This window comes from Burkholderia sp. BCC0405 (assembly GCF_902833075.1).
Taxonomy (GTDB): domain Bacteria; phylum Pseudomonadota; class Gammaproteobacteria; order Burkholderiales; family Burkholderiaceae; genus Burkholderia.
This window is the reverse complement of record NZ_CADFEO010000045.1, coordinates 1-11,040: the sequence shown is the minus strand read 5'-3', so window position 1 is coordinate 11,040 and position 11,040 is coordinate 1. Positions and strand designations below refer to the sequence as shown.

Here is an 11,040-nt window from a genome sequence, read left to right as displayed (position 1 = left end):
GGCAACAACAGCACGGCGACGGGCCAGGCATCGAATGCGGCGGGCGACAACGGCACGGCAACGGGTCAGGCATCGGCGGCTGCAGGCAACAACAGCACGGCGACGGGCCAGGCATCGAATGCGGCGGGCGACAACGGCACGGCAACGGGTCAGGCATCGGCGGCTGCAGGCAACAACAGCACGGCGACGGGCCAGGCATCGAATGCGGCGGGCGACAACGGCACGGCAACGGGTCAGGCATCGGCGGCTGCAGGTAACAACAGCACGGCGACGGGCCAGGCATCGAATGCGGCGGGCAACAACAGCACGGCGACGGGTCAGGCATCGACGGCGTCGGGCAACAACAGTACGGCGACGGGCCAGGCATCTACGGCATCGGGTGCTAACAGTACCGCAACTGGCCAGGGCTCGACGGCATCGGGTACCAACAGCACAGCGAACGGTCAAGGGTCGATTGCGTCTGGTAACAACAGCAAGGCCGATGGTCAGAACGCGCAAGCAACAGGCAATAACAGTACGGCGCTGGGTCAAGGCACAATGGCCTGGGGCGACAACAGCACGGCGACCGGCCAAGGTGCATTGGCATCGGGTACAAACAGCAGTGCGTTTGGCCAAAATGCGAGGGCTTCAGGTCCGAACAGCACGGCACTGGGTTCGAATTCAACCGCAGCAGGGGCTAACTCCGTAGCGATCGGTGCCGGCTCTGTGGCGACACAACCGAACACGGTGTCGTTCGGCACACCAGGTAACGAGCGGCGTTTGACTAACGTAGCTCCCGGGGTTGCTCCGACCGACGCGGTGAATGTATCGCAGCTTAACTCTGTATCTGAACAAATGTCGGACGTTCGCGGCAAAGCGTTCGCGGGGATTGCCAGCATTGCTGCGATGGCCAATATTCCGGACGTTGATCAAGGTAAGACTATCTCGGTCGGTATTGGATATGGCACGTATCAAGGCTACTCGGCTGGCGCAATCGGGGCAAGTGTCCGAATTGCGCAAAACTGGAAAGCGAGGCTTAGCGTAAGCGTGAGTGGGGCTGGTGGGACTGCAGTCGGGGTCGGCACGAGTTGGCAGTGGTAGTTGTGGGGTAAAAGACGTTGTGCAGGAAGGTGCGTAGCACCTTCTTGATAGCTTCGAAACCCTAACTAAAACTGCATATAAGGTATATTTATGATTAATCTGAATAAGATGAGGCTGCTGGCTGGTTCGCTATTGGTGACAACGCTACTAAGCGGATGTGGTTGGCCGTCAAGCCCAGAACGTGCTGGTTTGACCTATAACACATATGCGATGAAGCTGTTAAATGGCGAGTCTGCATACAGAGTAATGTGCTATGGCGTGTTCGAAGGATCAAATGTCTGCCAGGAAGAAGCACAAGCGGCATGCCAAGGCCAACCGGTACGTCCGATTGATGCGACGTGGATTGGCGCCGTAGCCAGCTCACGTGAACTTTGGTTTCAATGTGGCGCAGCACCTGTCGTAGCTAAGCCGAAGCCGAACATTCAAGCGCAACCATCGCCGCCCCCGTTGCCGAAAGCGATTACGCTCAGTGGTGATGCGAACTTCGATACAGCGCAGTCGACACTGACACCCCAGGCTCGAAGCCGACTTGATGACTTGATTGAGCAGGCGAATGGAGTGACGTTCAAAACGGTGGCTGCATACGGTTATACGGATTCGGTGGGGTCGGATCGATACAATCAAACGCTGTCGGAGCGGCGCGCACAATCGGTAATCATTTATCTGAAGAGTCATGGTCTGGCGGCAATGGATTTTGTTTCCAAAGGGTATGGTAAGCAAGATCCGGTAGCTTCGAATTCAACCGTATTGGGGCGAGCCAAAAATAGACGAGTTGAGCTAACGTTGAAATAAATAATTCTCTCTTTGAACCGTCGCGCACTATTTTTTCTCCCCGGCCAAGCCGCGGGCGCGACGGTCATTATTAACCAAGCCAACAACGATAGCCGGCTGAGTAAATTGTAAAGGCGGAATTGGTGAGATTAATAATCAAGTGAGATGTTTGGTGGAAATAGGGGGAAACAAGTGGAGGTGCGCTACACTTTCGGACAGCTTGCGAGGTTATTGGCCTAACGCGTAATGTACTATGAACTGAGCGATAGGCGTCCGCAGATGTATAGGAAAATTGCTTGCGTAAGAATTTGGAAAGCATGTCTGGTCGCACGAGTCGCAGTCGTTGGCGAAACTTGCATTTCGTCAGTCGCAAGCGTTTAATGGGAAATCGGAATGAAGAAATATGGAATGCTATTGGCGGAATATGCGATGCTGAGCCGTGAAATCGATTTGGCACGAGAGCACGAGATTAAACTGATTGTTGAGCGTGTAGTGGCAGTACTTGAGGCTAGCGGAATATCTCACGATGATTTGTTAAAGTCTCGCAGATCAAAACCGACATCAAACGGACGCATAGCTCCGAAATATTGGAACAAATCGACCGGCGAAACTTGGTCAGGGCGCGGCCGAGAGCCTCGCTGGATTATTGGTCGCGACCGTCGAGAATTTTCGATACCGATACACGAAGAGAGTAAGTCAGGCCACGTGCCTGGCGGGTTGAAAAGTGAATAATTGTTTGTCGGACCGCAATTAAACAAGTTTCCAATCAATATAATTTGTCGATTGATTTTCGTGCATGACGTTACTTCTTGTGATTTGTTGCTGAAATCATAGAAAATTGGATGTCGCAAATCAATTGAATTGCTTTTGGTTGATAATAAGCAAAAGCGTGATATCGTGGACGGGGATTTTGAATATGCGATATACCATTCGATGGCGAAAAATCAAAAAACAGCTTGCCCAAGAGTGTGACTTTGTAGATCAGGCTTGCGGAGTTTTTTTGTGATCATATACTTTTAATGATGATGCGATCATGGAAATAGTTAAATTGGCGGTTGTTGAGCTGGTAAGGCTGGCTCTAAACGAGAATTTGTCTGAAAAGATAGAGGCTATTCTTACGCCGCAACTTCTGGATTCCGTTTGTAATGCGGACTTGTATTATCTCGCCGGAAATATGAGACTTCGCGCCGGGGATTACAGGCTCGCGGTCCCGCTATTTCAACGGGCATGCGAGCTGGCCCCACATTGGGGCGATCCATTCAATAATCTAGGAGTTTGCTTTGAGCGACAAAATTTAAGCGTTCAGGCATACGAGAGCTATGCTGTAGCCGCAAATTTGGCACCAGATGATCGGCGGTCTGTCCGAAATGCAGCGTATGCGGCATTTCTGCTCGTGGGAGAAAATAAATATAGATCTCTCGCAGAGAAACATCTATCAGAGTATTTGGAGCGCCATCCAGAGGATGCTGAGCTTCGTTCGAAATTGGCGTACATTCAATATTATTTGGGTGAAGATAATAAGGCCATCAAAAATGCATGCCGTTCAGTAGAATTGAATCCTGGAAGCGTGGCGGGAATTGTTCAGAAAGTTGCGCTTCGATTGCCCGTAGTTTACTCGTCCGATGAACAGATCGAGGCGATCAGATTATCGATAGATCGCGCACTGTCTGAAATGGAGGGTGATGTTTCGGCCGCTTTACGTAGACCGAATTCACTCGCTGAGGAGTTTCGGGATATATGGTGCGACGCTCTATTTTATCTTACATACAATGGAAGATTGAATGTCGACTTGCTGAATCGTTTTAATGATCAGGTTGGTCGTATTGTGCAAGCAGCATTTGGTGATGCGGAGCAGCGCGTTACCGAAAATTTCATCAAACGCAAAAAACAATCTGATAAAAAGAAGATCAGAATTGCATTTGTGTCGGCATATGTCTTTGGGCATTCGGTTTGGAAGATCCCAATGTGTGGATTTTATGAAAACCTTGATCGAGACTTGTTCGAAATATATACCTATCACATGGGGAATAGTGACGATTCTGTCACGGAATATGCTCGATCATTGTCTGATTATTTTTGCAAGAAATCCTACATTGGCGATATAATTTATCAATTGGAGAAAGACGCGCCCGACGTTATCGTTTTTGCGGATGTTGGTATGAATTTCAGTTCATACTGCTTGACATGCTTGAGAATGGCGCCGCTTCAGTTGCAAATGCTGGGGCATCCCGAAACGTCCGGGTCAGCAAAAGTCGATTACGTCGTATCTCCGGCTGCCATGGAATCGCCCGATGCGAAATCTCATTATCGAGAGAAGGTTTTTTTACTTCCAGGTCTGGGTTGTGTATATTCTTTTGATTATCCAAAATTGAATGATGTTGGAAGATCATATTTTGGTCTTGATGATTCCGATTTTATTATTTTGTCGTCGCAGTCTACCTTTAAATATGTTCCGGGCGATGATCATTTGTATGCCGAGATTGCGATTAGAATTGGGAATAGGTGCAAGTTCGTTTTTCTGGCGCGCGCGGATGATGGGCATGTTAGAATTTTCGAGGATCGGTTGAGGATGGCATTTGAGCGGCACGGACTTTCTTATGATCGGCACGTAAAATTTATTCGAGACAAATTGTCGCACGCAGACTTTGTTAGGCTGAATGGTCTTAGTGATTTGTTTCTCGATAATCCATCGTGGTCCGGGCATAACACAGTGTTAGATGCGCTACATGGAAATGCGTTGGTGGTTTGCATGGCCGGGACGTTTATGCGGCAAAGACACGCTTCTGCGATTATGCAATATCTAGATTTTCCTGAGCTTGTTGCGAATAACAAAGATGATTTAATTGAGTTGGTTGGCGGGTGCGCGGCGAATTTAGATTACGTGAGATGGTATAAAAATGAATTGCCGAAAAGACTTAAGAATTTGGTGAATAAAGAATGTGTATCTTCTTTTGAGAAATTTGTCGCGAGTAAGGTTCGCGTCTTGAGTTGAGGTAATTAATATTCGACAAATGTCAATCTCGATGTTCTTGGCGCGTGAGTCCTGTTTCTGGAGGGGGCGATTTGTGCAATCGAAACCAATTAAGAATCGCCAACGCAAATAATCCACGAATCGCGAGCAGATGATCGCGGCGGCCAGGAAGAGCAAAGCGACATGGGTATCGAGGCGACGCACAAAGCGAATACGAAGCTTACCGAACCCGGTGAACCAGGCATGCGTGGCCGACCACTCAGCGATGTCGTCCGAGCCGCTCACTGTTTTCTACGCCACGACGGGCGATATGGGCCTTGATGCCACGCTGTCCCAGATAACGCCGGCAACGAGCGAAGTTATAGCCCTTATCTGCATACAGTTTGCTCGGACGTTTTGGGCGGATTCAACTGGTCGTCGCAACGCCTGCATACCTCGATCGACTACCTTGTTCCCCTCGATTACGAGGCTAGGTTGAGCGCCGCATGAGTTGTTGTACGTGAAAGCGAGGCAGGGTCAAATGTTTCGGTGGCGAAAGTTGAGATTTATATCAGAGCAAAGTCTTACACTACGCTTCGCACAAGGCGGTTAAATCGAAACGGCTCAATGGTTTGCGTGGATGGGATGATCCAAGTGTGGAGAGCACGGCACGCGGGCCGTGCCAATGCGGTAGCGCGATAGGGGAGGGTATTGTGAATACGAGTGCTAGCCAACTGCAATTGTATGCAACGTTGAGCCGGCTCGAAGCTCAGGTCCAGGATCATCCAGCCTACGTGAGCGGCTTGCAAGGAATCCGCATCATGCGCTTGATTTCACTTATGTCTCCCATAGGGTCGGGCTACCCAACTCAACCCTTTGGCCTCAAGGGGATCCAGGAGTGGATCTTGGTGGCGCGCGGATGCGATGTGCCGATGATCTGGTCGACGCTATGGGGTCCTTCCGTGTCAGGCCGGCCCTGGGGCCCGGCAGGCCGCGTATTGAGCGCGCGCGCGATGCGGGCCGTGCCCGGAAAAAACAGTCGCTTCAGATTAGCAGTCGCCGCTGGCACGCTAGGCGTATTCAGTCTGCTGGCGTGGTTAATATCGCAAGAGCTGTGGCGGCCGGCTGAACGGCCGGGATTGCCGCCCAATCTAGCGGTACCAGCAACCGTTGTCTCACGGAAGCCACTGATCGTGGATCGATCGCCGCTGTCGGTGCCGACAGTGATCCGAACGGTTCCCACGTCCAACGATCACACGAATCAGTCGCCCCAGCAGGCGGTTAGCCCGTTGGCTGTGAATCCGCGCCCGCGTTCGTCAGTGCGTTCGGGCTCCGGACACAGCGCAACACACGTGATGCGGCGGATGAACATCGCGTCAACGAGGCAACATGTCGGCACGCATCGGCATACCCGATCAAGCAGCGAATCTACTTTGCCAAATTGGATATCTGCTGGCCCGTCCACTCTGGAGGATTACTTAGGGCTTACCGGCTCGACAGACGAACCTGGGAATCGGGCCACCAGTGTTTCTCATCCTGATCCTACCGAATGGGCCCGCCATGTGGTCAACCAACGCATCACCGACATACCTAATGCGTTTATCAAATGAAGCGTCTATCGTGTCCTGTGCTTTACCTGTAGAACCCCTGTCTTTAGTCGCAGGCGCGCAACGCGAATGTATGAAATTTCTCACGTACCTCAAGCGCGGCTTCTTGTACGGTGTGGCCGTCATCCTCTGGCAATCTATTGGGGGGGTGCACGCCGAGGAAGTCGCGCAGCCCGTCCCGATCGTGGGTGCACGTCCTGCAATGGGTACCTTGACGCCACAATCAAGCGCTCCTCCAGACCTGGTTGGTACCGTGGGCGAGCTGATTCAGAAGATTCAGGACGGAAGCCTGGTTGAGTTGCGCACGACATATAATGGAAGCTACGGCGCGTCCGTGCTCTTTTATCCGCCGCAAATGGCCTACTACGTTGCCTTGTTCCAGGATCGTCATTTCTGGCGAGTGATCAAATCGCAAGACGAAGTACAAGTTGACGCCTTATATGCAGCCTTTGTTCAGAAAACTGTCAATTTGGGGGCGCTGGAAATCCGCCGGGCCCAGCTACAGGCTCAGAAAACATTGATCGAGCGCATGATCGCTTTGTCGACAAATCGTGCGGAGCGCTTACAGGCCGATCTTGATGTGGCACGCGTGCAGCAGGCCAGATCCCAGGCGTGGCAGCGGCAGGTTGCAAATGAATCTGCTACGTTGAGAGTGGAGAATGGACGTACACGTACTCAGTTACGGCAGCTCCAGAGTGAAGTCCAGCAACTGCAGCGTCAGATTGAAACGTCTTCATCAGTCGCACCAGGGGACGTGAGAGGTGGTCGCGCAAATTTGGACAGCCGGATAAGTGGGGCACCAGGGCCTTGAACCGCTTGGGTTTTCTGGACAGCTTCCAGCGTTAGTGTCGGGGGTTTCATGAGCCTTCAGCCGTATGCCGAAGGCTGTATTGCCGGTCGAATTCGCCCGGCGTCAAATCCTTGAGTGCCATGTGAGGTCAACTCTCATTGTAGTCCCGGCGCCACGCCTCGAGGGCCTGTCAGTAATTTCGTGTTCCGGACTTCGCGAAGATCGAAATCCCTTCGCGACGCAACAGGCGCCGCACAAATACGGCGTCCGACTCGTTCACCTGCCGAGTCAATTCTCGGGGCGGATAGCGATCGCGATTCAGAAACGACAGGTCGAACTCAAAAGCGCGGGCGAGGGCAGGGCTGCGCTGACGCCATTCGTTGAACATCACGGCGAGGATGTCGACAACACTTCGCTTCCGGAAAACGCGCGTAAGCGGCCAGCCAACCCGTCTTGAGTTTGGCCGAGGCGCTTGGGAGTATCGTGTCCACTTAACGAATAAGCGGACACGTGAACACTATCGAATCGGAATCACTCCCCGAGCGTCGTAGGCGGCAACGCTACAGCGAGGAATTCAAAGCGCAGGTGGTTACTGCCTGCCAGGGAATCGGCGTATCGGTTGCGGCGGTCGCGCTGGAACACAGGCTCAACACGAATCTGCTGCGGCGCTGGATCGATCAGGCGGAAGGTCGACTTCCCAAGAAGCCGTTGGGCCGTCCACCGGCCACGCCAGCGTCGCTGCCGGCCTTTGTGCCGTTGGCATTGGGAACGCCGAGTCCGCATTCGCCAGAGATCCGCATCGAGGTGCGCCGGGGAGATCAGTCGATCACGGTGAGTTGGCCGGTGTCCGAGGCAACTCAGTGCGCCGCCTGGCTGCGTGAGTGGCTACGGTGATCCGTGTCGACGAGATCTGGCTGGCGGTCGATCCGCTGGATATGCGCGCCGGTTTCGATACGGCCTTGGCGCGCGTGGTCAAGGTGTTCGGCGCCGCTCACCCACACCATGCCTATCTGTTCGCCAATCGGCGCGCCAACCGCATGAAGATCCTGATTCACGACGGGATCGGCATCTGGCTGGCCGCGCGACGCCTGAACCAGGGGCAGTTCGCCTGGCCGCACCTCGGCAGTGAACCCAAGCAGCGTGCCTTGACGCACGAACAGCTGGCCGGCCTGGTGCTGGGCTTGCCGTGGCAACGCATCGGCGAGGACGGTGTGATCCGTGTCGTCTGAGCGCGGCGCGCCGTAAACAGTTGCGCTTCCGCCGTCTGCAGGGTTCTGGCAGACTGGCCCGCATGAACTTGCCTGCCGACCTCGACGCACTCAGCACGGAACAGTTGCGCGCCCTGACAGCGCAACTGATAGCCGAGGTCGAGGCGGAGGACCAGAAGATCAAGGAGAAGGAGCGGGAAGCGAGTGAACGAGACCGGGAACTACGCTACCGGCAGACTCGTATCGATCAACTCACCCACGAGGTCTCGGTTCTCAAGCGCCAGCAGTTCGGCCGGCGCAGCGAACAGCTCAACAGTGAGCAGATGAACCTGCTCGACGAGGCCATCGATGGCGACCTGGTTGCCATCGAGATGGAGCTCGAACAGCTTGAGCCGACACGAGTTGAACGGCAACGCGAGCAGCCGAAACGCGCACCGCTGCCGCCGCAACTGCCGCGCACCGACATCCATCACGAACCGGACAGCACGACGTGCCAGTGCGGTTGCGAACGCATGCGCATCGGCGAGGACGTGAGCGAGAAGCTGGACTACACGCCGGGCGTGTTCACGGTGGAGCGGCATATCCGCGGCAAGTGGGTGTGCAAGGCATGCGAGACGCTGATCCAGGCGCCGGTTCCGCCGCATGTGATCGACAAGGGCGTGCCCACTGCCGGATTGCTCGCGCAGGTGCTGGTCGCCAAGTACGGCGACCACTTGCCCCTGTATCGCCAGGAACAGATCTTTGGTCGTGCGGGACTGGCCATTCCGAGATCCACACTCGGTGCCTGGGTGGGCCGGTGTGGCGTGCAGTTGCAGCCGCTGGTCGATGCACTCCGCCAGGCTATCTTGCAACAGGGTGTGCTGCACGCGGACGAGACGCCTGTGCAGATGCTCAGCCCCGGCAAGGGCAAGACGCACCGGGCATACCTATGGGCGTATACGCCGACCCACTTCAGCGACCTGCGCGCAGTGGTCTACGACTTCGCGGAGAGCCGCGCCGGTGCGCACGCTCGCACGTTCCTGCAGGGCTGGCACGGCAAGCTGGTGTGCGATGACTACAGCGGGTACAAGGCCTCGTTCCAGCACGGCATCACCGAGATCGGATGCGCGGCCCATGCCCGACGCAAGTTCTTTGAATTGCATGCCAACCACAGCAGCCAGGTTGCCGGGCAGGCCCTGCCGTTCTTTACCGCGCTCTACGACATCGAACGCGAGGCTGCCGCACTGGATGCCAACGAACGGCAGCGGCTTCGTCAGCGCCGGGCCAAACCGGTGTGCGATGTGCTCCATGAATGGCTGGTGGCGCAGCGCAAACCCGTTGTGGAAGGCTCGGCGATTGCGAAGGCGCTGGACTACAGCCTGAAGCGTTGGGACGCACTCACCCGCTACCTCGATGACGGGAACGTGCCGATCGACAACAACTGGGTCGAAAACCAGATCCGTCCGTGGGCCGTCGGACGGTCCAATTGGCTGTTCGCTGGATCGCTGCGCGCGGGGCAGCGCGCGGCCGCCATCATGAGCTTGATTCGCTCGGCGCAACTGAACGGGCTCGATCCACTTGCCTATCTGAAGGACGTCCTCGTGCGCTTGCCGACCCACAAGGCCAACGACATCGATGCGCTACTGCCGCACCTCTGGCAGCCACACTCGAGCGCCGCCTAAACTCGCTCGTCAAGACGCGCTCGACGCGCAGGTTAAGGCACCGGGAGACCAGTCATCCATCGGCCTACTTCTCTGCAAGGAGAAAAATCGGCTTGTCGCAGAATATGCGCTACGCGGCATGGTCAAACCGATGGGCGTGGCCGAATACCAACTCATGCGCGAGGTCCCGCCAGCACTCGAGACTGATCTCCCAACAATCGATCAGATCGAGGCCGAGTTACGTCCCGATCTTCCAGATGACATTGCATAATTCGGTGGCTTGAGAGGGCAGGGCGCTTTGTCGAAGGGTAGAAGGCATCCAACAGTTAGTTGCATTTTTTGAACACCTCCTCCTTGCAAGCTTACGGGCCGTCGATGATCGATTGCGACTGCGGGCAGATGGGCGCGCACTCGCGACCGTTTGCGATGCCCTGTCGCGGATGGACAAGCGTACGAACTCGCGCGTTTGTAAGCGGCTAGCCAACGCGTCTTGACGAGCGAGTTTAGGCGGCGCTCGAGTGTGGCTGCCAGAGGTGCGGCAGTAGCGCATCGATGTCGTTGGCCTTGTGGGTCGGCAAGCGCACGAGGACGTCCTGTCAACGTCGGACGTAATTTCCGCATCCCAGAAGTGTCGAAGTAAAATTCCCCACCCTGTTCGGACGGTGATCAGCCGGCGATGTGATCGGATGAGCTCCTTCGCGGACGGCCCGGGCGCCGACGAACCGGTTCAGCGGACGGGTGATTCAGGGAAGATGGTCGGTTGCGCAGATGGTCGGGCAGCAGATCGGCGTGTTCTCGCAGACGGTACGACGTGCCCTCGATCTGCACGACGATCGCGTGGTGCAGCAGCCGGTCGAGCAGCGCCGCGGCGACCACGCTGTCGCCGAACACTTCAGCCCATTCGCCGAAGCTTCGATTGGACGTCAGGATGATCGCGCAGCGCTCGTAGCAGGCGTTGACGAGCTGGAAGAACAGATTGCCGCCGTTGGAACCG

The 11,040-nt window shown here is 55.3% G+C and carries 9 protein-coding genes and 4 pseudogenes; 9 read left to right on the top strand and 4 right to left on the bottom strand.

What is annotated here, in order from left to right; translation table 11 throughout:
• The 4 genes from HWX36_RS36385 to HWX36_RS36370 all read left to right on the top strand — a co-directional run.
• The coding region (locus HWX36_RS36385; protein ID WP_175958528.1) for a YadA-like family protein at nt 1–1,080 on the top strand (1,080 nt) is incomplete at its 5' end.
• Between the two features lie 90 nt (nt 1,081–1,170).
• Nucleotides 1,171–1,872 carry an OmpA family protein gene (locus HWX36_RS36380; protein WP_244136615.1) on the top strand — a complete coding sequence of 234 codons (702 nt, stop codon included), beginning with the start codon at nt 1,171–1,173 and terminating at the stop codon, nt 1,870–1,872.
• Nucleotides 1,873–2,244: 372 nt separating this feature from the next.
• On the top strand, nt 2,245–2,583 hold the full coding sequence (locus tag HWX36_RS36375) for an H-NS histone family protein (RefSeq protein WP_175958527.1): 339 nt from the start codon (nt 2,245–2,247) through the stop codon (nt 2,581–2,583).
• Nucleotides 2,584–2,884: 301 nt separating this feature from the next.
• A complete protein-coding gene (locus tag HWX36_RS36370; protein WP_175958526.1) occupies nt 2,885–4,843 on the top strand; it encodes a hypothetical protein in 1,959 nt (652 codons plus the stop codon).
• A gap of 111 nt (nt 4,844–4,954) precedes the next feature.
• Here HWX36_RS36370 and HWX36_RS36365 read toward each other — a convergent pair.
• Nucleotides 4,955–5,225, bottom strand: a pseudogene (locus tag HWX36_RS36365) (IS5/IS1182 family transposase); the annotation flags it as partial.
• 1,256 nt (nt 5,226–6,481) lie between these two features.
• Between HWX36_RS36365 and HWX36_RS36360 the strand changes: the two are divergent.
• Entirely contained in the window at nt 6,482–7,219 is a 738-nt protein-coding gene (locus tag HWX36_RS36360) for a DUF2968 domain-containing protein (protein WP_175958525.1), read from the top strand.
• A gap of 46 nt (nt 7,220–7,265) precedes the next feature.
• Here HWX36_RS36360 and HWX36_RS36355 read toward each other — a convergent pair.
• A pseudogene (locus HWX36_RS36355) lies at nt 7,266–7,388 on the bottom strand (integrase core domain-containing protein); the annotation flags it as partial.
• Nucleotides 7,389–7,403: 15 nt separating this feature from the next.
• Nucleotides 7,404–7,628: pseudogene (locus tag HWX36_RS36350) on the bottom strand (contractile injection system protein, VgrG/Pvc8 family); the annotation flags it as partial.
• Nucleotides 7,629–7,708: 80 nt separating this feature from the next.
• On the opposite strand from HWX36_RS36350, the gene HWX36_RS36345 reads away from it, so the two are divergent.
• The 4 genes from HWX36_RS36345 to HWX36_RS36330 all read left to right on the top strand — a co-directional run bounded on the left by HWX36_RS36345 (nt 7,709) and on the right by HWX36_RS36330 (nt 10,317).
• On the top strand, nt 7,709–8,092 hold the full coding sequence (locus tag HWX36_RS36345; RefSeq protein WP_244136614.1) for a transposase: 384 nt from the start codon (nt 7,709–7,711) through the stop codon (nt 8,090–8,092).
• Nucleotides 8,080–8,427 (top strand): IS66 family insertion sequence element accessory protein TnpB, encoded by a 348-nt coding sequence (gene tnpB / locus HWX36_RS36340; protein WP_175958524.1) that lies wholly within the window; start codon nt 8,080–8,082, stop codon nt 8,425–8,427. The genes HWX36_RS36345 and tnpB overlap by 13 nt, the downstream gene beginning before the upstream one ends.
• Nucleotides 8,428–8,489: 62 nt before the next feature.
• Nucleotides 8,490–10,067, top strand: a complete 1,578-nt coding sequence (locus HWX36_RS36335; RefSeq protein ID WP_175958523.1) for an IS66 family transposase — start codon at nt 8,490–8,492, stop codon at nt 10,065–10,067.
• The gene (locus tag HWX36_RS36330; protein WP_175958522.1) at nt 10,021–10,317 is read left to right on the top strand and encodes a PDDEXK nuclease domain-containing protein; all 297 of its coding nucleotides are present in this window, start codon (nt 10,021–10,023) and stop codon (nt 10,315–10,317) included. Before HWX36_RS36335 ends, HWX36_RS36330 begins: the two co-directional genes overlap by 47 nt.
• A gap of 395 nt (nt 10,318–10,712) precedes the next feature.
• Here HWX36_RS36330 and istB read toward each other — a convergent pair.
• Nucleotides 10,713–11,040: pseudogene (gene istB, locus HWX36_RS36320) on the bottom strand (IS21-like element ISBcen28 family helper ATPase IstB); the annotation flags it as partial.